22 protein-coding genes and 1 pseudogene are annotated in these 22,982 nt (G+C 43.2%); 20 read left to right on the top strand and 3 right to left on the bottom strand.

Annotated features, from left to right (window positions below):
* Positions 1–55: 55 nt before the first annotated feature.
* The 13 genes from NYR53_RS17760 (at position 56) to NYR53_RS17700 (ending at position 10,047) form a co-directional block, all read left to right on the top strand.
* Entirely contained in the window at positions 56–1,363 is a 1,308-nt protein-coding gene (locus NYR53_RS17760; protein ID WP_261300587.1) for an ABC transporter substrate-binding protein, read from the top strand.
* A gap of 82 nt (positions 1,364–1,445) precedes the next feature.
* Positions 1,446–2,330, top strand: a complete 885-nt coding sequence (locus NYR53_RS17755) for a carbohydrate ABC transporter permease (RefSeq protein ID WP_261300586.1) — start codon at positions 1,446–1,448, stop codon at positions 2,328–2,330.
* Positions 2,327–3,151 (top strand): carbohydrate ABC transporter permease, encoded by an 825-nt coding sequence (locus tag NYR53_RS17750; RefSeq protein ID WP_261300585.1) that lies wholly within the window; start codon positions 2,327–2,329, stop codon positions 3,149–3,151. Before NYR53_RS17755 ends, NYR53_RS17750 begins: the two co-directional genes overlap by 4 nt.
* 94 nt (positions 3,152–3,245) lie before the next feature.
* Entirely contained in the window at positions 3,246–3,824 is a 579-nt protein-coding gene (locus NYR53_RS17745; RefSeq protein WP_261300584.1) for a DJ-1/PfpI family protein, read from the top strand.
* 491 nt (positions 3,825–4,315) lie between these two features.
* Positions 4,316–4,873 (top strand): TetR/AcrR family transcriptional regulator, encoded by a 558-nt coding sequence (locus NYR53_RS17740; RefSeq protein WP_261300583.1) that lies wholly within the window; start codon positions 4,316–4,318, stop codon positions 4,871–4,873.
* Positions 4,874–4,945: 72 nt separating this feature from the next.
* Entirely contained in the window at positions 4,946–6,370 is a 1,425-nt protein-coding gene (locus NYR53_RS17735; RefSeq protein WP_367618540.1) for an MFS transporter, read from the top strand.
* A gap of 84 nt (positions 6,371–6,454) precedes the next feature.
* Positions 6,455–6,742: an SDR family oxidoreductase gene (locus NYR53_RS17730; protein WP_261300582.1), complete on the top strand. Its 288-nt coding sequence runs from the start codon at positions 6,455–6,457 to the stop codon at positions 6,740–6,742.
* 174 nt (positions 6,743–6,916) lie between these two features.
* On the top strand, positions 6,917–7,105 hold the full coding sequence (locus tag NYR53_RS17725) for a hypothetical protein (protein ID WP_261300581.1): 189 nt from the start codon (positions 6,917–6,919) through the stop codon (positions 7,103–7,105).
* An 18-nt stretch (positions 7,106–7,123) separates the two neighbouring features.
* The gene (locus NYR53_RS17720; protein WP_261300580.1) at positions 7,124–7,972 is read left to right on the top strand and encodes an MBL fold metallo-hydrolase; all 849 of its coding nucleotides are present in this window, start codon (positions 7,124–7,126) and stop codon (positions 7,970–7,972) included.
* Between the two features lie 248 nt (positions 7,973–8,220).
* Positions 8,221–8,400, top strand: a complete 180-nt coding sequence (locus NYR53_RS17715) for an alpha/beta hydrolase family protein (protein WP_261300579.1) — start codon at positions 8,221–8,223, stop codon at positions 8,398–8,400.
* 101 nt (positions 8,401–8,501) lie between these two features.
* A complete protein-coding gene (locus NYR53_RS17710; RefSeq protein ID WP_261300578.1) occupies positions 8,502–8,972 on the top strand; it encodes a universal stress protein in 471 nt (156 codons plus the stop codon).
* Between the two features lie 63 nt (positions 8,973–9,035).
* Positions 9,036–9,755: a hypothetical protein gene (locus NYR53_RS17705; protein WP_261300577.1), complete on the top strand. Its 720-nt coding sequence runs from the start codon at positions 9,036–9,038 to the stop codon at positions 9,753–9,755.
* Between the two features lie 100 nt (positions 9,756–9,855).
* Entirely contained in the window at positions 9,856–10,047 is a 192-nt protein-coding gene (locus NYR53_RS17700) for a hypothetical protein (protein WP_261300576.1), read from the top strand.
* A 565-nt stretch (positions 10,048–10,612) separates the two neighbouring features.
* Here the strand turns inward: NYR53_RS17700 and NYR53_RS34650 are convergent.
* Positions 10,613–11,009, bottom strand: a pseudogene (locus NYR53_RS34650) (MerR family transcriptional regulator).
* 194 nt (positions 11,010–11,203) lie between these two features.
* Between NYR53_RS34650 and NYR53_RS17690 the strand changes: the two are divergent.
* Complete coding sequence (locus NYR53_RS17690) at positions 11,204–12,424, top strand: metallophosphoesterase (protein WP_261300574.1); 1,221 nt, start codon at positions 11,204–11,206, stop codon at positions 12,422–12,424.
* A 219-nt stretch (positions 12,425–12,643) separates the two neighbouring features.
* On the opposite strand, the gene NYR53_RS17685 is transcribed toward NYR53_RS17690, so the two are convergent.
* Positions 12,644–17,047: a carbohydrate binding domain-containing protein gene (locus NYR53_RS17685; protein WP_261300573.1), complete on the bottom strand. Its 4,404-nt coding sequence runs from the start codon at positions 17,045–17,047 to the stop codon at positions 12,644–12,646.
* A gap of 630 nt (positions 17,048–17,677) precedes the next feature.
* On the opposite strand from NYR53_RS17685, the gene NYR53_RS34480 reads away from it, so the two are divergent.
* Positions 17,678–18,166 carry a VanZ family protein gene (locus tag NYR53_RS34480; protein ID WP_367618539.1) on the top strand — a complete coding sequence of 163 codons (489 nt, stop codon included), beginning with the start codon at positions 17,678–17,680 and terminating at the stop codon, positions 18,164–18,166.
* A 115-nt stretch (positions 18,167–18,281) separates the two neighbouring features.
* Here NYR53_RS34480 and NYR53_RS17680 read toward each other — a convergent pair whose 3' ends face one another.
* Positions 18,282–18,434 (bottom strand): hypothetical protein, encoded by a 153-nt coding sequence (locus tag NYR53_RS17680; RefSeq protein ID WP_261300572.1) that lies wholly within the window; start codon positions 18,432–18,434, stop codon positions 18,282–18,284.
* Positions 18,435–18,554: 120 nt separating this feature from the next.
* Between NYR53_RS17680 and NYR53_RS17675 the strand changes: the two genes are divergently transcribed.
* The 5 genes from NYR53_RS17675 to NYR53_RS17655 all read left to right on the top strand — a co-directional run bounded on the left by NYR53_RS17675 (position 18,555) and on the right by NYR53_RS17655 (position 22,866).
* The gene (locus NYR53_RS17675) at positions 18,555–18,959 is read left to right on the top strand and encodes a nuclear transport factor 2 family protein (RefSeq protein ID WP_261300571.1); all 405 of its coding nucleotides are present in this window, start codon (positions 18,555–18,557) and stop codon (positions 18,957–18,959) included.
* Positions 18,960–19,631: 672 nt separating this feature from the next.
* Positions 19,632–20,015 (top strand): DUF4362 domain-containing protein, encoded by a 384-nt coding sequence (locus NYR53_RS17670; RefSeq protein WP_261300570.1) that lies wholly within the window; start codon positions 19,632–19,634, stop codon positions 20,013–20,015.
* A gap of 627 nt (positions 20,016–20,642) precedes the next feature.
* Entirely contained in the window at positions 20,643–21,128 is a 486-nt protein-coding gene (locus tag NYR53_RS17665) for a DinB family protein (protein ID WP_261300569.1), read from the top strand.
* A gap of 153 nt (positions 21,129–21,281) precedes the next feature.
* Positions 21,282–22,142, top strand: a complete 861-nt coding sequence (locus NYR53_RS17660; protein ID WP_261300568.1) for a protein phosphatase 2C domain-containing protein — start codon at positions 21,282–21,284, stop codon at positions 22,140–22,142.
* A gap of 205 nt (positions 22,143–22,347) precedes the next feature.
* Positions 22,348–22,866 carry a hypothetical protein gene (locus NYR53_RS17655; protein ID WP_261300567.1) on the top strand — a complete coding sequence of 173 codons (519 nt, stop codon included), beginning with the start codon at positions 22,348–22,350 and terminating at the stop codon, positions 22,864–22,866.
* The last annotated feature ends 116 nt before the right edge of the window (positions 22,867–22,982 follow it).

Genomic DNA, 22,982 nt, shown 5'->3' with positions numbered 1-22,982 from the left:
TTGTCAGTATACTTAAATCGTAAGCGTTACCAAAACAAAGGGAGGCAAAACGAAAATGAAGAAGGCACTTGCAATGACGGCTGCCGTCATGATGTTGGTTTCTACAGTAGCTTGTTCTTCGGGCAGCAAAGACACGGCCGGCAAACCTGCGTTAGCTCAGGATAATAAAGCCGAAGCGGCTCCAAGGAAGGTGGAGCTGAAAGTGTTTCTTGGCGGTTTAGACCGCTTCCGCGATCAGTTCGACAAATATTTCGCCCAATTTGCGGAGAAAGAGAAGAAAGAAAAAAATATCGAGGTTTCCTTTAATACTGAATTCCCGGGCTCCGAAAATGCCACACAGATTTTGAAAACACGCCTCGCAACCGGGGATGTGCCGGACATCTTCAGCATCCATGCGGTAAACGATATTCCGGATTACTATAAGGCCGGGTATTTGGCGGACTTGACCAGCCAGCCTTTCGCCGCCAAGCTTCAGGACGGCATTAAACCGATTGTTTCCATCGACAACAAGGTCGTTGCGGTTCCAATGGAAAGCTTGCAGTGGGGCTACTTGTACAATAAAAAAATATTTAATGATCTGGGGCTTAAGCCGCCTTCTACGTTGATGGAAATGAAAGCGGTTGTACAGAAGCTGAATGACAACAAAATCAAACCGTTCCTGCTCAGCTACAAAGAAAGCTGGATTCCGCAGCTGTTCCTTCCGCTGGCGGTTGGCGCGCTCGTTAATACCTCACATAAAGATTTCATCGACAAGATGAACAAAAGTCAGGGCAGCTTCGCGGATGTAAAAGAAATGTTCGATATCATTGACTTGGTCAACGCGAACGGAACGGAACGCGCCTTTGAAATTGGCAATGACGACGGTTCCGCGGATTTTGCCGCCGGTAAAGCCGCCATGTGGGTGCAAGGCCCTTGGAATGCCAACAGCATTCTGAAAGCAAACGACAAAATGGAATTCGGTGTGGCGCCGCTGCCGATCAATGACGACCCGAAAGCATCGCTCATTAACGTCTCAGTATCCACTTCGTTAGCTATGACTTCGAACGGAAAAAATAAAGAAGTTGCGCTGGATATGCTGAATTATATACTTGACGACAAAGATTCCAACGGACTTTACCAAAGCTTGAAGTTCAATCCAGTCTCCAAAAATCATACGTTCAAACCGTATCCTTGGGTAGAGGAAGCCGCAAGCTACGCCAATAAGGGACTTTATTATAAGGACCCGTCGCTTCCCGCAGCTGTGAAGGACGAAGTGGGCAAAGCGCTGCAAGCTTACTTCAACAAGAAAATGTCCAAGGACGATGTCATTAAAGACCTGGATAAGACGTGGAAAGATGCAAACGCAGCGGCGAATAAGAAATAAGCTATAAAAAGTGGACCGCAGTCATGCCCTGCTGTCGTCGCCTGACGATAACAGGGCATGAGGTTCATAAAGGAGTGGAATCATGCTGAACCGATCCTATCAAGCATCATTGTCCTTAATCCTCTTTGTATTGCCAGCCTTTACATTGTATGTCGTTTTCCTTGTCATCCCGATGATTCAAGGCTCTTATTTCAGTTTCACCAACTGGGACGGCTTGAATAAATCTTACAGCTTCGTTGGTATCCAAAACTTCGTAGAAGCAATTCGCGACGACGAGAACTTCAAAACGTCTATTCTGTTTACGGCCAAATACGTCGTTTTTGCTGTCATTTTGCAAAATGCGATCGCTCTCCTAGTTGCCTTGCTTATAGAGTCGCAGCGAAGAGCAAAGGGATTGTTTCGGACCATTTTCTTCATGCCCAATATGTTAAGCATCATTATTAGTACGTTCATGTGGGTATTCATCTTCTCCAAGGTCATGCCGGCTTTATCCAATTTCAACGCGTTGAAATTTCTAGGCATTTCCTGGCTTGGTGACCCGAATGTTTCTTTTTGGACCATTATGCTTGTATCGATTTGGGGCGGAGTCGGGACACACATGCTCATTTACATGGCTGCCATCCAGGGAATCCCACAGCATTTGAAGGAAGCCGCTATTATTGACGGAGCCACGCCTTTTCAGATGCTTCGTTATATTACGATGCCTTTGATTGCTCACGCGCTCACAATTTGCATCTTCCTGACGCTAAACAGTTCCTTTAAAGTGTATGACCTCATCTATGCATTGACCGGCGGGGGACCGGCCCGAGCTACGCAAGTCATTACCATGAATATTTTGGAGGAAGCTTATCAGCGCAATTATCGGTACGGTTACGCGAGTGCGAAGGCGATCATCCTCTTCTTGATCATTCTTGTTATCACGATGATTCAAGTATCGGTCATGAAGAAGCGGGAGGTGGAAGCGTGAGCAGACGTGTGAATTCCGTATTGTCTCTGCTTATTCTTACCGTTCTTGCGGTCTACTTCCTGTTTCCGATCTACATGGCCGTGATCAATTCCTTCAAATCGCAGAGCGAGATGTACAGTTCCGTTCTAAGTCTGCCGTCTCGCTTGCAGCTTGATAACTATGTTCAAGCGTTCAAGAAAGCGAACATGCTCAAAAGCGCTTGGAATACGATTGTCGTAACGGTTACGGGAATTGTGGGTATCGTATTTTTCAGCTCAATGGCGGGCTATAAGCTATCTCGTACTCTGGGCAAGCTGAGTCAAGCGATTTTCTTGCTGTTCGTCTCATCCATGCTGATTCCGTTTCAAACGATTATGGTTACATTGACTAAGATGGCAAAAGACTTGGGGTTGCAGGGCTCTCCGTTCGGATTGGGGGTAGTATGCGCCGGATTAGGTGTCAATATGGCCATTTTTCTGTATCACGGCTTTGTCAAAGGTGTTCCGCGAGAGCTGGATGAGTCGGCCAAGATGGACGGCTGCGGAGAATTCAGAACTTATTTTGCGATCATTTTTCCGCTGCTGCTTCCCATCACGTTTACGATCGTCATCCTGAATTTGTTGTGGCTATGGAATGATTTCTTGTTGCCCATTTTGCTGCTGACGGACTTCCGCAAGTACACGCTCGTGCTTACGATCAATATGTTTTTCGGCAAGTACAGCAGGGAATGGTCCTTGATTCTCGCGTCGCTCATTTTATCATCGATTCCGATCGTGGTCATTTTCGCTATATTCCAAAAGTGGATTATTCAAGGCATTACGGATGGCGCGGTGAAAGGATAGTCTCAATGCTTATACATGGATGCCGTCAGCGTCAGGTTGCGCTATACTAGGGATTGGGGAACGTTTCCAAAAAAATGTGAGGGGAAGTTTACAAATGAAAATAGCAATCATTTGCTTTGATGATTTTACCGATCTTGATGTGTTCCTGCCTTGGGATTTGTTGAATAGAGTGAGATTGGTCGGTGGAATCGCTGATTGGGAAGTAAAGCTGCTTGGGACCGCATCATCGCATGTGTCTATGGCGGGATTAAGAATCCCCATGCATGGGATGGTTGAGGAGGCGAATACACAGGATGCTGTCCTGTTCGCAAGCGGAAGGGGGGTACAGCCATTGTTCAAGGACCCAACTTATCTAAGTCGATTTCAACTTTCACCGGATCGGCAATTGATCGGATCTATGTGTTCGGGTGCTTTACTCTTGGGAGCTATGGGATATTTGACAGGGAATCGGGCTACCACCTATCCAACTGCGGTCGGACAGTTAGCCGCGTTTGGCGTAGAGGTAGTTAACGAAAGCTTCGTAAATAACGGTAACATCAGCACGGCTGCCGGGTGTTTGGCCGGACAAGATTTATCCGCTTGGGTGATTGATTCTTTGATTGGGAACAAAATGACCCAGCGTGTTTTGGAGACGGTTCAGCCTGTCGGCCAGGGGCTTGAAATCGAATTGTAATTATGAATTTAAGGTTTAAGAATAACCGCCAATCGGCGGTTATTCTTATTTATAAGATAAGAATTCGCGGGAGAAGGAGGAGACAAGTAGGCAAGTTGTACAATATAACACAATTTCCTTGATTATTTCTGGGCATGCTGAAGATGTTGTGTGTTGTCAATTTATCCCTTTTTTGTATGATTGAACGGATTTTGGCCGAAAATGTTGTATGTTTTGCAACAATAACGCAAAAAACGCTAATTAGCATGCAAAATGTTGTATAAACTACAACAACACGGATAAGCAAGCGGATGTTTAAAACAAATACGTCTAAAGCGCAACTTGCCTATGGATAGCTATGTGTTATATGGAGGCGCAACCAGCTTAGTCGTTTTACGGCTCTAAATGATGACGACAGGGTGCTGGGGACCATGGATTAATGGTGGCGGCTTGGATTTATTTTGCTGCTATGTCGGCTTGACTCTTACCTACTAGTAAGTTAAAATACTGTTATGGAAAATCGAAAAAAGCAAATATTAGATCTCGCATTAAAACTTATTCGAGAAAAAGGTTATGTTGCCATAAGTTACGATGATTTATCCAAACAACTGGGCGTAACCAAGGCAAGCATTCATTATCATTTTGAAAAAAAGGAGGATTTAGGAGTTGCCGTTACTGAGCGGATGCAACAAAATTTAGAGAATTTCTTAATATTTATTAATAATGCTACGATGACAGTAGAAGAGAAACTTAGGGAGTTTATTGCTAGACAAATTGAAATAAGCGGGGAAGGGATATGTCCAATATCTTCTCTCCAATCTGATTTTGTATCCTTACCTGATATTATTAGACAAAAAGTACAGGAGGTTAGTCAGTTTGAATTAAAGGTTTTAATGATTATTCTTACAGAAGGGTATAATGAAGATATCGTTCAAAAATCAGAAGATGTTGAATCATTAGCTTATGCCGTACTGTCATGTATAAAAGGTGCTTTGCAATATAAACGTACATTGGGAAACGATGTATTACCCAAAGTTCTAAGTCAGATAAACCGCCTTATTAGAAGTTAAAGGCGGTTAATATATGAAATATACTTATCAACTAGTAAGTAGAATTAACATGAGAAAGTAGGAATTACTGAAATGAAAAGAATGCTTTGGGTTGTTCTTATGATGTCCTGCGGAGCTACGTTTATCTCCTCATTATTCCCTTTATATGGGGAGCATTATCGGCTGAGCAGTCTGGAAATCACCATATTGTTTGCCGTTTATGCCGCTATCCTGCTGCCCACTTTGCTTGTCGTGGGAGCGAGAGGAAGCGCTTGGGGATTGAAACGTGTTCTTCGCTTCAGTATATGGATTTCCATCGCATCGACGTTGCTCTTTATAGGGAGTTTCAACGTTTGGATGCTCTATGCGGCAAGGATTTTGGAAGGCATCGCCTATGGCGCTTTTACAGGTACAGCCAGCGCTTTTTTATTAAAACAAACCTCTCACGATAAAGTGAGTACGGCAATTAAGTTATCAGGAGTAACAGTAACCATTGGTTTTGGCCTGGGCCCCGCCATTGCAGGTTTAGTCGTGCAATATTTGCATTTTGAGCCGCTTCGTTTGCCGTATTGGATTCTGCTCGTCATGTTATTAAGCTCCTTGGTATTTCTGGAAATATTACCGAAGCACGAAGATTCCCAAACGCAGAAACCGGCTAAAACTAAGATTTCGCTCGGTGTTCCCGACAATATTCGTTCCCATTTTTGGTCTTTTATCGGACTTCCAATCTTTACTGTTTTCACGTTAAATGGAATTGTGTTTTCTCTTATTCCTTCTTTCGCCAAGAACGTCATTCACACTGCCAATCTCTCTATTTCCGGTTTGCTAATTTTGCTGCTTCTTGGCGGTGGGGCCTTGATGCAGTTCTTTCCTTGGCCGCGTAATCCCGTTACAAGGATGTGCCTAGGAATCCTGTTTCTTGCCATTGGATCGTGGGTCATTGTTTATTCCGGACAGACAGCAAGTTTAAATTTGCTTTGGATCGGCATCTTTATTCAAGCTATCGGCGGTGGGTGGACGTTTCAAGTTTCTTTAAGATTAGCCAGTCAGTTGCCGAAGCCGGAAGAACGTCCTCGAGTTATCTCGGCTTTTTATTTATGCGCCTACGCCGGATTCATTGTTCCCCCTGTTGGCGTCGGAGTGCTGACTCAATTTTTTAGTTTGAACTTCTCGTTGGTTCTTCTAAATTTGTTTGCTGCGCTAATCGTTATCTATGTGTTGATTTATTCAGTCAGATTTAATCGTTATTATTCTAAATATTCTAAAGTTGCATCAACAGAGAAATCCATGCAAGATTTTATAAATTGTCACAATAAAATGGAAGTAATGCTGGAAATTTTAAGAGAGAATGTAAAAATCCACGGCTCAGAGAGCATACAAGCCCAAATTGCGAATGAAAATTTCCAAGCAGCGAATCAAATATTACAGTTACTAAATGAATTCACTAAAATAGAATTCAATTCAAATGCGGAGCAAATTATGGAATTTGCAAAGGAAAATTTCGGAAGAAAATATTAAAGAGCAACATCCAAGTTTGCAGTTGAAAGCTTTTCCGAAGCGTTCGCGCAAGAGTTTGCAAGCTTCGGGATCAAGACGACGATCGTGGAGCCTTCCGTGTACGCAACAAAGTTTTTTGGCGAATCGATGCAGCATACCGAGAAGAAACAAGAATATGCTCCGTTGTATGGAGCATACGAGAAAGGTATATCGAACATCGAGACCGGCGACCCGGCAAAAGCAGTGCAACTGATTATTTCTGTTATAAAAAGCGACAATTCGCCGCTTCGTTTGGCAGTTGGATCTCAAGCTGCATATACGATCCGTGAAGCTTATACCAAACGGTTAGAAGAGGTCAACACATGGTTGGAGCGTTCGGTTGAAGCGGACTAAATGAATAACACGCTGAAACCGCGGCGGCAGTCTAAGACTTTCTTTTTAGAGACTTTAACCGACGCTGTTTCTTTATAATGGATCAGCCTAAAAACATTAATTTCATCAGACATCAGCTTATGTTTCGTCCAAAGCCGCGAACGATCGGTAAGGAATTAATTATTGCAAAACAGCTTGAAAGCAGGACAACCAACTCAATCTGAAGTTGAGTTGGAAAACCATATTTTAAAACTAAAAACCGACACGTTGTCACTCATCGTATCTGGAGAATCTTTAGCCCGCATACTACATGTAATTGAAAAATACTGCTGCTATTTATTGGGTGTGGATGGGTTTTCAGTCATTCCTGAGGTTATCGTATAGTAAAAATAAAATTTAAGGATGATTAAAATATCAAACTTACAATTCGCTGAATTATGCGTAAAACGTGCCGGTCTCACAAGAAACCTGCCAAAAGGAAAAGAAGAACTTCAATGGGTTTCCAATACTGCTACTTTAATTTATGGAGAAAAAGACGCAGTTTTAGTGGATACTTTTACTACAATTGGACAAAACCAAAAATTGATTGATTGGATAAAGTCTTTTGATCGTAACTTAAAATACATCTATATCACGCATGGTCACGGCGATCATTTCTTTGGAATCAAACAAATAAAAGAGGCATTTCCAAATGTTAAAGCACTAGCAACAAAAGGATCTGTTGAAGTGAGTTATAAACAAGGAAGTCCAAAACATATTGAAAGTTTTTGGGGTAAATTATTCCCTAATCAAATTCCTCAACCCCAAGTTTTTCCCGATGTGATCGATTCAAATTCTTTTGAACTTGAAGAACATGGGTTGGAAATCATTGAAGCTGGATTTACGGATACAGCAAATACAACGTCATTATGGATTCCAGATATTGAATTACTGGTGGCAGGTGATGTTGTTTACAACGGAATCCATCAGCATCTAGCTGAAACAACAGAGAGTTCTCGACTTGAATGGATCCTAGCGATCGATGGCTTGAAAGAATTAAATTCTAAATTTGTTATTACGGGTCATAAAGTCCCTGAAAATGATAATAAACCAAAAATTTTGGATGAAACTAAACAATATCTGTTAGACTTTATTCGTTTGGATAAAGAAACAGACAACGTTTTAGATTTATACAATGCAATGCTTGATCTTTATCCTAATCGAGTAAACCCTGGAGCGCTCTGGGGTTCAGCAAATGCTGTCAAAGCTTAATTAAAAGGGATCTTCGTTAGTTTTAAAATGCACATTAGCTGTACAATGGCGGTCTTTAAATAAAGCTTACAAAGCTCTCAATCACTCCTATTCAATAGTTTGAAAGTATTAGTTTACAAAATAAAGGGTTCTAGGATAAATCAACAAAGAGCGACTGGGAAACCGTATTCGCGAATAAGTCTCAAACCACATTTGCCGAGGCATTCGCAGGAAATGTTGCCAATATTACTCCTACGCCGCTGTTAATATTGGTTGCAAAAAACGATTTTATAACTCCTACCGATTTGGCACTTGCTGCATACGAGCAAGCACTGGAGCCCAAAAAACTGGTGCTGATACCGGGAGGACATTTTGATCCGTACACGCAATATTTCGACCAATCGAGCAGCGCAGCCGTGGAATGGTTCAAGACACATTTGCTCGATTAGCAGTAATTTTCAATGAAACTATTTTTCCATTTTATCGAGCTAGTTCGCTCGTACAGATTTAATCGCTATTATTCTAAAGTTACATCACAATAATCACCGTCATGGGTTTTATTATAAAAATAAGATTTTATAAAAAGGGGAGTGACAACATGTATGAACGGTTTTTGGTTCCAGTTGACGGTTCCGAACATTCCAAACATGCACTGAAATCGGCTAAATGGTTGGCGCAAAACATTGGGATAAATGCCCGTATAACGCTTCTTCATATCATTCCTAGTAACAATATCAATACAGTTGCTTACGGAGTGGATATTGAACAATTGCAAGTAGCGGAAGTTAGGAGGATTTTAGAGGAATCCGCACAGGCCTTTTCAGGGTCATCAATACAATATGATACCGAATGCTATATTGGAGATCCTGCAGAGATGATATGCAAGAAGGCAAAAGAAGGAGATTACGACCTTATCGTAATGGGTAGTAGGGGACTTAGCCTCTTCTCAGAGTTATTCGTGGGAAGTGTAAGCCATAAAGTGGTCCAGCACTCTCATTGTGCTGTAATGATTGTAAAGTAAATAAAGGTGATTAATAAAACTCATTTTCATAGTCGAATCATCTTTCGGATTAAGGAGGAGAATATGAACAACCTATTGGCAAAAGTTATTGACACGCACGGCGGAATAGACAGATGGGAAAAATTTAGTTCACTGACTGCCACGATTGTCACCGGTGGCGGTTTATGGGCATTGAAAGGGCTCGTACAAGATTCCAATCCTCGTGAGATGACAGTCGCGCTTCATTCGGAAAACGCATCTGTTACTCCCTTTGGTCAACCGGATTGGCGTACTGCCTTTACGCCCGATCGTATCGCGATTGAGACCCTCTCTGGGGAAACCGTCCGCGAGAAATACGATCCTAGGACCTTATTTGCTAACCATACGATGAACACACCGTGGGACCCGCTTCATCGCGCATATTTCAACGGGTACGCAATGTGGACATACCTGACAACGCCTTTTTTCATGGTCATGCCAGGATTCGAGGTCAGCGAAATCACCCCATTACAAGAGGGCAACGAGCTCTGGCACGGTTTGCGTGTGCGCTTTCCCGAACACGTCGCCAGTCATAGCAAGGAGCAAGACTTCTACTTTGGCGATGATTTATTACTACGCAGGCACGACTACCATGTCGATGTTTCAGGTGGCTTTCCAGCGGCGCAATATGTCTACGACTTCGTCGAGATTGAAGGGCTTCGTTTCCCGACAAAACGGCGCGCATATCTTCGTGGACCCAATCTGGAGCCAGTCAAGGATCTGCTGCTAGTCTCGATTGATCTAAGTAACTTCCGGTTCAGTTGAACTCCGGATTCTCTTTTTAGGGAGCCAAAACGTCTGAATAAAAAGTAAATATAAGGCGAATAATTGCCTAGTAATGAAATCCACCTTAAGGAGGCTTGCAATGACTGAAAACAACCAGTTTGATGAAGTCGAAGACTTCGTGAGCTTTGAAGCTATATCGGCTATGACTGCTGCTGAAACACCAGATGAAAGCGAAAAACCTGATGATCATGCTCCGAAGAAAGATAATCAATTCGATAATCAATTCTTATATCCCCCGATTAATCCGCATCCCCGAAATGACTTAGAATAGTGTCATCTAAACGAAACGCTTCCTAGTAGTTAAGATGGCAAGAATCCAGTGGATGAGTCTTATTCACGCACGCAATTATCGCTACCGAAGTAACAGAGAACAATAGTGAAGGAGTTTGCCTCGCGGCAGCTCCTCTTTTTGTTCGGCGCTTATCCCATTTAAAAGTACACTAAGACCCGCAGCCAACGTTGCTGCGGGTCTGTTTCTGTTTTTAAATTGTTAAAAAGGCGGACAGACGGATGGTGGGCTAAATTTACTATCGCATAGGTGGTTCGACAAGTTCAAGAAAAGATGGATTATCAATAATACTTCAGAGGATGATAAATGTTTGAAGATTGTCCTCTTGCGTTAAGCGAAGTTCTAACGGAGAACGATAGTGAAATAGCTTGAATGCCGGAACGGAAATATTCATAAAACGATAACATAGAAATCTCATTCTTAATGAACAATAACCACCTATAATTCTTCAATATGAATTCAGGTGGTTTATTTTGCCTACTTCGGGCTTATGACCGGATGGGCACGTATTATATTAATCCATCAAACTGCAGGCGGTGGACGCAGCCTATTGTCGTAAAGTTGGTTTTTTTAGTGGGCAATTGATGTTGTCTTTTTCCCATTTTGCCGGATTTGTGTTATCCGGGTCAGATTATTAATAATGTCACGGTAGTGTTTTTCTTTTTTGGTTATAAATTCAGCCATTAGTTTAGCTTCTTTCAGTTGAGCTAGAACCGCTTCTTTTTGTCTCAGTATAAATCTACATATTTTTTGATGTCTTCTACGGACATACCACATTTTTTAAAGTTCTTAGCACCGATTAGCCATTTAATAGAGTCATTATTAAATATTCGATTATTATTTTTATCACGCTGTAAATCGGGAACTAGGCCCTTATCTGTATAAAAACGAATGGAATGTTCCGTTAAATTGAATAGTTTAGCCACTTCTTTCACTGAATGCATAAAGCCCTCCCTTAAAACATTTGAGATCAAGCCATCCATAGAGCTACCTTTGAGTAGAGAAGATCAGCATTAGTAACCCACAATCATAGCCTTTCGATTTACATAACCTTTAGATTGAGGATATATTCACCTTACATTACTTCGATAGATTGAGAAGGGGGCTTATCCCAATAAATGTTAGGAGGTATTATTAGATGAGCCATGATGAGGCAAGTAAAAGCATAAGCAGGAGGGATTTTATTAAAGTTGGTGGGGTGGGTGCGCTGGCGATTACGCTCGGATCAGTGGGTGTTCCCGTCGAATTGTTTGGCGGTGGAGAAGTACAGGCGGCGACCAACGATAATGTGAAACTTCAATTTAACTCTAACGGAAAGTTCAAAATCGTCCAGTTCAACGACACGCAAGATGACGAGAATATCGATCGGCGGACCGTGGAGCTAATGGAAAAGGTGCTCGATAGCGAAAAGCCAGATTTAGTTGTCCTTAACGGCGACAACATTTCCTCAGGCTGCGATACGGCGATGGCGATGAAGCAGGCGATGAACAACATAGCCCAGCCCATGGAGTTACGAGGAATCAAGTGGGCAGTAACCTTCGGGAATCACGACGAGGACTCTACTCCGAACGCCGGTCTATACGAAGAGGAAATGCTGCAATTTTATATGGCGTACAAGTATAATGTAAACCAGCCCGGAGAAAAAGGGATAACCGGGACGGGGAATACCAACCTGTTGATCCGTTCCTCCCAAGGGTCGAAAGCAGCCTTCAACATCTGGCTGCTGGACAGCGGAAGGTATGCGCCAGATACAATTGCCGGTCAAAACTTCGAAGGATATCCGACTTGGGACTGGCTGCGGTTCGATCAAGTGGCGTGGTACTACGAAACCTCCAAAAAGCTGGAGGAGAAAATGGGTTATAAAGTGCCGTCACTCATGTTCATTCATATCCCGCTCTGGGAGTACCGATTCATGTGGTACGCCAGCGTGGACGGAAGGTCAGATGCTGACCATGTTAGGGCCGTTGGCAAGCACAATATTGTAGGGGAAAGGAACGAAGACGAATGCCCCGGTCCGATCAATAGCGGTATGTTCTCGGCAATTCTGGCCCGAGGAGATGTCAAGGGCGTCTTCAGTGGCCATGATCACGTCAATACGTACCACGGTAATTACTACGGCGTGCTGCTTGGCTATGCCGGAAGCATGGGCTTCGGAGCTTATGGTTTGCCCGGCGCGGATCGGAACCGACTGCGTGGAGCCCGGGTATTCCAACTCGACGAACACACCGAGAACGTTCTTATTGATACCCATATGGTTTTTGCCAAGGATTACGGGATCGATCTTACCGCGAACGACCAAAGTGTAGAGCCCGCCCCGATCCCGGAAAACAAGAAGCAGGAAAAGATTGTGAAGCCTTAAGTCACGCTATGCGACACAAGGTACCATGTGGTATGGGATCGCCTCCCCGCTGTGAAAAGCCATTACTCATTTTAAGGGATATTATTCGGTCAGTTGACAAGCTACGGTAATATATACAGAAGAGGTCCTTGCATTCTAGCAAGGACCTCTTTGAGCCTTCTGAGCCAGGCGTATGCCGTAAGACGGTACGCGCTTATCATCCGAGAGAGAATGCAATCGTCATGGACCGGCAGTACGCAGTCTCAAAGTACCGGTCGCATTAGGTAAAATAATCTTCGCATTTGCACCCAGGGTGATAGTCGGCTTTACCGCGCCAATCCGTTCAAAGATTAGGCCCGGGGGCGCTTCAAGAACCTCGTAATTCCCGGCCGTATTCGATAGCGAACCCCAAGCGGCTGTGCCGCCGAGTGCATTGCCGTAAGCGGACAGCGTTAAATTTGATGATACTCCGTTAATCTCGACGGGATAAGAAATCGTGCCCAGTGATGCCGGTGCCGTGATATTGCTAAGAAGAAGCTGGTGCTGTCCAGGCTCTACGTTGAACGTTAATGTGCTTCCGTCTCTGTCCCAATGAACGCCGTGCGTATTAACTGTTGTTGTTACACCCTTCGGAATGCTGCGGTATTTTTCATCGAGTACTGGCGCATTGCATTGTTCAGGCGTAACGCAGGGTTTATGCAAGCTGACCTGGGCCAATTGCGTTCCTGTGATTGACAGCTCGTCACCAGAGAGAGCGATGGTGGCCGGTTGTGAGCTGTTAATCTTTGTAACTCCATTTATCACCAATTGGGTACCGCCAACGAGCAGAATGGAAGCTCCTTTGACAACAGCCGCAATACCGTCGAATTGTAGGCTGCCAGCATTTACTAAGCCGCTTTCGGCTGTTCGCACATAAACGTCCGTATTATCTGTGAAATGCAGCTTCCGATAGTTACCGAAGACCTCGTCGACAATATTCTGAGGTGTGGATTCAAGCTGATAGGGTACATAAGTGGAAACAATCGTCGCATACACCGTTTGGGGTGTCTTAAATAATGTATGAAGCCTCGTCTTACCTACATAGGCGCCTTGCGGCGGCTGTTCAACGTTGCCAGCATCCAGAAACTGGTTGGTTGGTTGGGTGGCCGTTAATCCCGAATAGTAAAGTTTGACTTTCAACGCTGCCTGATTTTTGATAATCGTTGCGCCGTTATTGCCATCCGTTGTCATGTTAGTATCGGCATGCAGCCAATATTCAAATTCAGAACCGCCTGGCTTTCGCGCTTTCATATTATCGACGACGACGAAGGCGCCAGGTTTCACATAGATCACACTGCGCTGAGCCAGGTCAAGGCCGGTATTATTGGAATCGGCATTGTAGGCTGCTTTGGCGTCACCGACTACCGCGTCAAAGTCTTTATTTGTGGCGAAGCCTGTAATTTGTCCGGAAGCTTTCATATCGAAAGTTTTCTGGCCCTTTTTGCCGTCATACGTAATCGCATTTTTGGCAAACGTCTGTTTGGCATATTTCCGGTAATGATCGTTATCGTAACCATCGTAGAACCCGCCGTCAACCGCAAGTTCCTCGCCGAAGGCTTTGATGATAATGCCATTCTGATCCGCATGGCTGTGATTAAAGCTGCCGTAAGGGCTGGATCTGAAAAAAAGCGATATTCCCTTCGGATCGAACAAACTGGAGTGCATCGCTACCGTACCTAGCTGATCGAAATACTTAGCGGTCGGCATTTCCACAGGGGGACGCGCCGCCAAGCTGCTGTCTTCATATAAATACGTCATGAAGTTGTTATAATCGTATTCGTACTGTTTTGCGTACCACTGCATCACCTGTTTTTGCTGCATCTGCGCATTACGTGTTATACTCGCAGCGACATAGTCCCGAGATATCCCATCGCTGCCGTCACCGAATACGCCGTTCTTCTGACCGAAAGGCATCATATACAGCGGGTACCAGGACTCGTTACGAAAGTAAGCTTTCTTATACCCGTTAAATCCTGTTGCTGCATAAAGGGTATCCAGGAACTGCTTGCCGGTCATGGAGGACCATTGCCAGTAGCCTTCTCCGTTGCCCCAGCCGCCGTCCTCGCCGCCCCATGTAGGCGCTAAATTGATATATGCCGGAACAACCGTGTTGAACCATTCTTGTGCTTTCGTTGAAACGACAGTACCGTTAATGTTGATGTTCTCGTGCAGCAAGGAGATTGCAATGATGCCGAGGAAACCGTTCACTGTCCAACCGTGTGAATCATAGGGGGACTTAGTAATCGGATTATTATCAAACAGGACGTCGTCTGCAATCGTTTGGCCCCGATCCAGGATCATGGCCAATACAGCATCTCGCTCATTCGGATTATCGTCAATGAGATCGTAAATCCAGTCATAGGCCATGGCGCTCATTAACGTGATTTCCCGGTGAACCTGGTCGTTTCCACCTTTATCATTGTCATACTGAGTAGGACCTTCCTGAGTTCTCCAGGTGGAAACATGCAATAACCGCTCTTTGGCAAAATTCCCGTACGCGGAATTGCCAGTAACCAAATAGAGGAAGGCTGCATTTATCATGGGAGTTGTTACCGCTCTTGTTTGAGTAAGTATATTCCCATTTGCGGCAGTAGGCTCGCCCGGCATATTATGGTCGTTTAAATTAATTAATGAAACAAGTCTATCGTAAGTCTTTTTACCGGCACCGTATTTTCTGGAGCAGAATGTACTAGTCGATACTGGGCTGCAGGATTCGCTTGTCAGAATGCGCGGATGTGAGGTTGGCACGCTATTGAGTAGACTGGATACAGGTGGAACCGCGAAGGGTACGCTATTCGCATCAATGCGGAATTTCCTGGTATCGCTCCAAACCGACCATCCATCCGTGTTATGAAACCTAACTCTCCAGTAATACGATTGTCCTTCCGTAAAGGTATTCGGGAAATTATAGTAGTTGTTGGTTATATCATTTTTCTGGTAAGTGATATTCTGGAAATTGATGTCAGTCGCCACTTGTAGTTCGTACAAATCTGCGCCTTCAACCATTGGCCAACCAAAATCAGGCGGATTCTGGGTCGTTACGAAATCTTTGCCGGGTTGAAAATGCCGTGAAAATCCAGGGTCAAGCCCAGTAGGCCATATACCGGACGCTGTTAATGATGCCTGATCGAAATAAAGTTCAGCCGTTCCGGCGTCAGGTGTGGACAGTTCCACCTGCACATGGGTCGTTCCGGCCGGCGGTTGGGTTGTAAAGGTTAGCGTTTCCCAGTTTCCCGTACCAGTCGTTTGCGCTTTCATAAAAGGTTGGCCGGACGAGCCCAGGAAGTGCATGATCAGACTACCGCCGCCAGAAATGGCCTTAGCCATGACAGTGGCCTTATACCAATTACCGGATCGGACAGGTATTGTCGGGCTTTTCACGCTGTATGCATCCGTAGGGGAGTTATCCAGCAAATGGAGCGACTTGTTGCCATGAGTCAAATATAAGGCCCCTGTCGCTGAATCAATACTGGACGGTACTCCATGATCAACAGCAGTCCAGCCGCTTGGCCTTGTGCCTGTCACAGCTTCAAAGCTTGGATTGAGCAGTACTTCGGTTGTCGTAAGCGATGCGTCATCCACATAGACCGTACCGGTACCGGGGCTGCTCGGAATGACAAGAATCAACTGTAAATATACGGTATTGTCCGGGGGCGTTGCGCTACTTTCAAGCGTTTGCCAGTATTGACCTGTACCGCTGCTGGTTTTGACATTTTGCGTATCCGATTGGCCGTCAGCCTTAAAATAACGGATGATCATGGAAAGTGCGCCAGTTTCGACCCTTGCTTTAACGCTGGCCTTGAATGTGGTCCCGGGGGAATATGGAATCATTGGACTTTGAATTCCCGCCGCATAAGTGGTGGATGTATCCGTCAACTTGACGCTGTACGTTCCTTCCGCCGTCTGGGTGGTGACTGACTCTACTGTCACGTTGGTTGGATTACCGCCCACATACTTCGTCCAGTTTACCGGCATGCCGCCGGAAACCTCTTCAAAGTTTGGGTTAAGGAGCAGTTCGGTCTTGATCGATGCGTCATCGACGTAGACCGTACCGGTACCGGGGCTGCTCGGAATGACAAGAATCATTTGCAAATTAACGGTATTGGCCGGTGGTGTTGCGCTGCTTTCAAGCGTTTGCCAGTATAGACCTGTACCGCTGCTGGTTTTGACATATTGCGTATCCGATTGGCCGTCAGCTTTAAAATAACGGATGATCATGGAAAGAGCGCCGGCTTCGACTCTGGCTTTAACGCTGGCTGTGAATGAGGTCCCGGGGGAATAAGGAATCATTGAGCTTTGTATTCCCGCCGAATAAGTGCTCGATGTATCCGTGAGTTTGACGCTGCGCGCTCCTTCCGCCACCTGATTGGTGACCGACTGGGCGGTAACGTTGGTTGCGTTGTTGCCTGCAAAATTCGTCCAGCTTACCGGCATGTCGCCGGATACCTGCTCAAACCCTGGATTCAAGAGCAGCTCGGCGCCGATGGCGGAGTTGGCGCTTGCGGCGCTTGCAGTCTGCAATGAAAATAAATTCAGAGTCAGACTTAAAACCATTACGAGTACAATCGAAGCTGAAATTTTGCGTTGCCATGTAAGGTGGATCATTTCATTCGCCTCCTGCTATTTTGAATCGTCAAAGATAACTGTTTAACAGATCACCTCCTAATCAAATTCAAAATATCTATAGGCATATTCGTGTTGTATTCTTCATTGGCGTCACAATAGCTTATAATCATGGAAAGGCACCAGATTCGACTTTTGCTTGACGCTAGCGGTATAAGGGGTTCATGGGGAATAACGTTAGAAAGCCCCACCGCCAAGTTTCAATTCGATACTCATTAGGTTGTTCGTAATGATCTAAATTGCAATTCTGTCATCAAGATTCAATTATGAATCCGCTTTCAATTATTTTTGCCTCCTTGATACAATCATTTTAAAGCGCCGCCCAAACAGGAGTAAATCAACTGAAATTATCAACTTTTAACTCTTTTACGGTTTTCTCAGAATAATACCAACTTTCGGAAAAACGACTATGTTTCTGCGCGATAAAACGAAAAAAGCGCCTTTGTAGGCGGTTTGAAACAGCTCATTTTTACGAAAGAGATCGGATCGTTCGTACAATCTTGATTCAGAAGAATGAAATTTAAGAAAAATTTTATAAATACCCCACTTTATTATTAAAGAGTTTTTCTTATCCTTATTTGAAGAAGTAAGGAGGAGCGAGGGACTAGAACAATGAATCTAACGAAACTATTGAATCGACTTGTAATGCCAGGACTGTTTGCCTTGTACATGCTTACCTTATTTAGGGTCATTTTATTTAAGTACGGCTCGATTGATATAGACTTTCTTTGGTCTCGACTGCAGAAAAATCTGGAAAAGCCTGAGTATAGTATGCACCGAATGCAGTATGGTAATTTTATTCCGCTTAAAACAATTTTCGATACCGTTCTAAGTCCGTCAAGTCATGAAGTAATCAATTTGGTCGGAAATATCGTGGCATTCATGCCCTTTGGAATTTTCCTCTTATTATTGTCTAAAAGCAAAACGATTTCGCTTATTGGAGTATTTATCCAATCACTGGGAATGAGCTTACTCTTGGAATGCTTGCAGGTCTTTTTTTCCATTGGAAATTTTGATGTTGATGATCTGATCCTGAATACTTCTGGAGGCCTACTGGGGTACTGTGTTTTTAGATTGTATAGCTCTCGTCTTAAGTCATAAACCTAACGGGTACGATTGTGAAATTAAGCAGACAGCCGCGGCCGTCTGCTTTTTTGCTTCTTACCTACTATCCCAAAGGAGGAGTTGTATTTTTTAGCAGTTCAATCTTATTGTTTTAAGCCTCGAGCGATGGGGCAATCTTACGGAACATGGGACCTTCAGTTGTTGCGATTCGATCATCTTTCCAAGGAATATCTCTTAACTGTTGAATGGAGCAGCTCGGCATTCTAACAGCAATGAAAAAGCTATCCACAATGTGGATAGCCATGGTCACCTTGTTTATATTTGGTTTATAAATGGTTAATATCGGGTTTATATTCCCCTCGTATAATGAGTGTAATAAAACATTGAATGATGGCGCGATTGCCAACCTTAGGAGGAACCAAACATGTCGAAAGAACTCAACGCTTCACTTATCTCCGCAATGGAGACCTATTTAAACGCAGGACTTGCTATGGATTTGGAGAAAATGGACGCCATCTACGCGCCTGATTTCGAAAATATCCGAATGGACCGCGACGGCCGAACCTTTACAATTACAAAAGATCAATTTATGCAGCGGTTTCATGCCATGCGGAGTCAAGGCAAAAAACTGGACACAACCGACGACGTCGAGTTCCTCGCAACCACGCTCTACGATGGTCATGGTTCTGTAATTATGAGGCGCGTGAAAAACGGCAAACCGGTGCTCTATAATTTTGTTTGGCGAATGGAAGCGGGGCATCCAAGCACGCTAATCCGCGAATTTACCTATGAAGAAGACATCTCCTATCTGACCAACCTGCTAAAATAAAGCAACCTTCAAAAAGAAAACGATTGGCGGGACTAAACCCTTACCAACCGTTCCCTATCCAGGGATTTCCATTCCGATCAGCAGCGACAGGATAATAAGACTTATTACCTTTGTTATAGGAACTTATGTTCCTATAATGAAATTTAAGGATACCAATTCGGTTAATGAAGACCAAGAAAATAGACCTCCTGACCATGAATGGCGGGAGGTCTAGCATATCAGCTGATTTTGGCAACTTTACTGACATGTAGAGTCTTGTTGCTTGTTCTTGGGGTAAGCATTGACGGTTTAATTATTGTCGTGAGATAACGTCGCCGGGCATTTCGTTTCATCCGGAAAAGGATTTTATAGAATTCATCGCCGATACTCGTAAATGAATGAGTAGGTTTAATGCTTACAACCGCTTCCCCAAACATTGCTGAGATTTGACCGTATGTGTAATGATCAGTTGTAAACTCAGGGCATAACCTTACGCATCATTGATCTAAAAGGTGAACTATAGTTCAATCATCACATGATGGCAGCCGGCACACGATCGGCTGCCGTTGTCCGTTGAAGTAACGGGCAGTAGAGCGTGGTGTCATTGGAATGCTTTTGTGGAATTATTAGGAAAAATAACGCAACGATATAGAACGTATATACGTCTAATATGTGTAGAAACGGGGCGTATGCATGATACGAACAAAGATAACGATTGGAGTGCTTATTGGAATCATCGGGGTGTTGGTAATGATCTTAGTTATTAATTTAACGACTGACAACAAAAATGCACTTGAAAGAAATGATAGTATCCTTCACCATTTTAATAAGGTGGATGTAGACCGTTTAAATGAGATGGTTCAGCGTCATAAAAATGGAAAAGGCGACTATCTCGTGCTCATTCCACCGATTATCGACGGTGGTTACTGGATTCATGATGTGCAGTCAAACGGCAGGGAGGTCATCTGGACCATTGATAATACCAGGGATGGAATGAGTTCTGAGCATGGAAAACAGGTTTACAGATGCAAGAGGATTAGTATGGATGAGACAAAAGATCATTATGTATATACTTAATCAATGTGACAAAGAAGGTGAAAAGAGCATACCAATTTTTAGCCTATTCAAGGAAGATGTTTTGTTACTGAAACGATAGATAGTTCAATCAGGACATGACGGAAGCCGACCACACGATCGGCTGCCGTTGCCCGTTAAAGTAACTGGCAGTTTAGCGCAACTTCCTTAACTGCATTTCGTCTTATTAAGGAAAATATTGATTAATTTGGAAGGGTAATCTTAAGCGAGAGGGGATTTGAATTGTTGCGTACTTTAAAATTATTTGTATCAATCCAAGTAGTAAAATTAATGAATACAAAATTGATTTTGATTATTTAGGAGAATCAGCAGCATTAAGCCCATCACTTACTCTTAAGGGTAGCTTGACTGTTTCTACAGGTTTGATTCAGCCACATACTAAAGGGTTTACACTTAACAATGTTCACTTCGAAGGTAAAAAAATCACTGATGAATACATACTTAAATGGGTGCAGGACAATAAGGATTACGAAGAATCTGCAATAGTTAATATTACAACCCAATGAACTGTTAAGCTAACGCAGAACGATAGTTCAAATACGGGAACAGCTGCCCTCGCAGAAGAGCAGCTCCCTTAGTCGCATATTAGTAAGAAGGAGTGTGGAAAGTATGTTTCATGTAAAAGATATTTTATCCGATCAGTTATTAGCAAATGCTAATGACCCTAGTTGGTACCTACCATTTTCAGATGCAGTTGAAAATTTGTCGGAGGAAGTAGCTTTTTGGAAACCTAATGAAGATAGTAATAGTATCGCTGAAATTGTGCAGCATTTACTTTATTGGAATGAAACTTGGCAAACCAGGTACCAAAAATCTGATGTCAATGCTGTGCCTTCCATAGGAAATAATAATAAAAGTTTTATAATTCCCAAAGATCAAAAATTCACTGATTTAAAAGAACGATTATTAGATGTGCTTTTAAAATGGCAAGATCTACTTACTGAAGAAAAAGTCGAAAGTGATGTAATTGGTTTCCCAGTGGCTGCCAGGTGGTGGGAGTTACTCGGAAATGTGTCAACTCATAATGCATATCACATTGGTCAAATCTGTTATATTCGGAAGCTACAAAAGAGCTGGAATGTAGATGCAAAATAAGAAAAATTATGCAGAATAATTAAGTGAAGGAGCTTGCAACGCGGCAGCTCCTCTTTTTGTTCATTCAAGTAACGGGCAGGATAGTTCCAATACTTGGTAATGGGGAAAATGGTAAAATAGATCGAGGATATTACAGATTAATTTGAGAAAGGGGTGAACAACTTGAATGTTACTTATGAGGTGATCACCAAGAAAGGCGTTGGGGTACTAAATGAGGATGCTATTATTATGCATCCGAAAGCAAATTTGTATGGAGCTTTGGATGGTGTATCTTCCTTGGTACCCTATCTAAATTCCAAAATGGAAACTGGCGGTTTTATTGCGGCGAATCTGGTGAAAAACTACTTCGAATCTGTTACTGATCCTGGAAGTTTAAAGGACCACATGATTGAGGTGAATGATTTTCTTAGGGAACAAATGGTGCTCGCTAATATTGATCTGGGGAAAAAGGAAGAACTCTGGGGAGCCGCATTGGCAATCGTTCGTATTCAGGATAATGGTGTGGAGTTCATACAGACAGGGGATTGCATGATTCTAGCCGTGTATGCTAATAAAGAGGTTCGCCCATTAACATGGAGACAAGTTTCTCACTTAGAAGCTCCAGCATTCGCTAAATGGCAGGAAGGAATAACAAAAGGATTAAAAAGCCAGAAAGAGCTTCATGAAACCGTTATTGATACAATAAGAAAGAACCGATATCGCGCTAATACAGATGGTGGTTACGGGGTTTTAAATGGGGAAAAGGATGCAGTTCTTTTTTTAGAATACGGGAAAATTAATCTGACGTATTTAAAACATATCATTTTGTTGACTGATGGGATGTTTTTACCAACGAATATCGTACCCGAACAGAGTTCGTATTGGAGCTTTGTTGCGCAAAGAATATTGAATAAAGGTATAAAACTTTATACTCAAGAATTAATAGAACTTGAGGATAGCGATCCTGAGTGTATTCAACATATTCGCTTTAAGAAATCAGACGATAAGACCGCAATGGTGATTAATTTCCATTAGCAATCATGCTAACTGGGAACGATTGTAAAGCAGTGAAGGGCTGCCACATGGCAGCCTTTACTCCGATAGTGGGCAGGTATAGCTTAATACCTACAAACTCATCTTTAGTTGAGTTAATATGGAAACGGGACTAGAGTTACTACATACATGAATAACGATTACTTCTGGAGGATTTTTAGTGAGGAAGGTAGCTTGTTTTTGCTTCATGATTGTACTTTTAATATTTTTAGTTGCTTGCGAGAAAGTAGTTCAATTCAAAAAAATTGCAGATTGTAACTCTGTTGAGCCGCCAAATACTTTAAGCTCTACAGTTCCAGAGTGGGAAATAAGACCAAATATGCTGCTTTACGAAGCCAAGCAGAACAAGCCGTTATCTATTGTTTCTTATGAGGTAATTTTAAAAAATCTCGGCACGGAGGCGGCAAGAAACATACATGTATATATCGGCAACCAACTGTTTGGTTGGGAACGTATGAGCTTTGATTCTAAATCAGAATTAGCTTGTTCAGAATTACAGCTTAATCAATTCAATATTTGGGTATGGTCGCATGGTTGGGACACTCACTTTGACCCGTCATGGCGCTCTACGATGGAACAAACTGTACAGTTGCGTTTCGTGTGGGAGGACTCAGAAGGATGGCATCAGGTTCAAGGACATTTGCCAAATCAGTATTACAGCCAAAGTTTCATGGCAAAGGATTTAAGCCCTTTATCCGAAAATTAAACAAATAAGCCGTTAGTTCAGAAGTCTGCCACCAGCAATGGATCGGCAGACTTTTGAACTAACGGGCAGTTTTCTTCATAAAGGTTATAATTCTATATTGAAGAATCTATAAAATG

This window comes from Paenibacillus andongensis, from assembly GCF_025369935.1.
Classification (GTDB): domain Bacteria; phylum Bacillota; class Bacilli; order Paenibacillales; family NBRC-103111; genus Paenibacillus_E; species Paenibacillus_E andongensis.
This window is presented reverse-complemented; position numbering and strand designations above follow the sequence as displayed.

Excerpts from the sequence above, each read along its gene's own strand:
- NYR53_RS17755 (WP_261300586.1), top strand. The coding sequence starts at position 1,446 with ATGCTGAACCGATCCTATCAAGCATCATTGTCCTTAATCCTCTTTGTA.
- NYR53_RS17720 (WP_261300580.1), top strand. The coding sequence starts at position 7,124 with ATGATTAAAATATCAAACTTACAATTCGCTGAATTATGCGTAAAACGT.
- NYR53_RS17705 (WP_261300577.1), top strand. The coding sequence starts at position 9,036 with ATGAACAACCTATTGGCAAAAGTTATTGACACGCACGGCGGAATAGAC.
- NYR53_RS17665 (WP_261300569.1), top strand. The coding sequence starts at position 20,643 with ATGTTTCATGTAAAAGATATTTTATCCGATCAGTTATTAGCAAATGCT.
- NYR53_RS17680 (WP_261300572.1), bottom strand. The coding sequence starts at position 18,434 with ATGGCTATCCACATTGTGGATAGCTTTTTCATTGCTGTTAGAATGCCG.
- NYR53_RS17655 (WP_261300567.1), top strand. The coding sequence starts at position 22,348 with ATGATTGTACTTTTAATATTTTTAGTTGCTTGCGAGAAAGTAGTTCAA.
- NYR53_RS17700 (WP_261300576.1), top strand. The coding sequence starts at position 9,856 with ATGACTGAAAACAACCAGTTTGATGAAGTCGAAGACTTCGTGAGCTTT.
- NYR53_RS17760 (WP_261300587.1), top strand. The coding sequence starts at position 56 with ATGAAGAAGGCACTTGCAATGACGGCTGCCGTCATGATGTTGGTTTCT.
- NYR53_RS17685 (WP_261300573.1), bottom strand. The coding sequence starts at position 17,047 with ATGATCCACCTTACATGGCAACGCAAAATTTCAGCTTCGATTGTACTC.
- NYR53_RS17690 (WP_261300574.1), top strand. The coding sequence starts at position 11,204 with ATGAGCCATGATGAGGCAAGTAAAAGCATAAGCAGGAGGGATTTTATT.
- NYR53_RS17745 (WP_261300584.1), top strand. The coding sequence starts at position 3,246 with ATGAAAATAGCAATCATTTGCTTTGATGATTTTACCGATCTTGATGTG.
- NYR53_RS17670 (WP_261300570.1), top strand. The coding sequence starts at position 19,632 with ATGATACGAACAAAGATAACGATTGGAGTGCTTATTGGAATCATCGGG.
- NYR53_RS17735 (WP_367618540.1), top strand. The coding sequence starts at position 4,946 with ATGAAAAGAATGCTTTGGGTTGTTCTTATGATGTCCTGCGGAGCTACG.
- NYR53_RS17710 (WP_261300578.1), top strand. The coding sequence starts at position 8,502 with ATGGGTTTTATTATAAAAATAAGATTTTATAAAAAGGGGAGTGACAAC.
- NYR53_RS17675 (WP_261300571.1), top strand. The coding sequence starts at position 18,555 with ATGTCGAAAGAACTCAACGCTTCACTTATCTCCGCAATGGAGACCTAT.
- NYR53_RS34480 (WP_367618539.1), top strand. The coding sequence starts at position 17,678 with ATGAATCTAACGAAACTATTGAATCGACTTGTAATGCCAGGACTGTTT.
- NYR53_RS17740 (WP_261300583.1), top strand. The coding sequence starts at position 4,316 with ATGGAAAATCGAAAAAAGCAAATATTAGATCTCGCATTAAAACTTATT.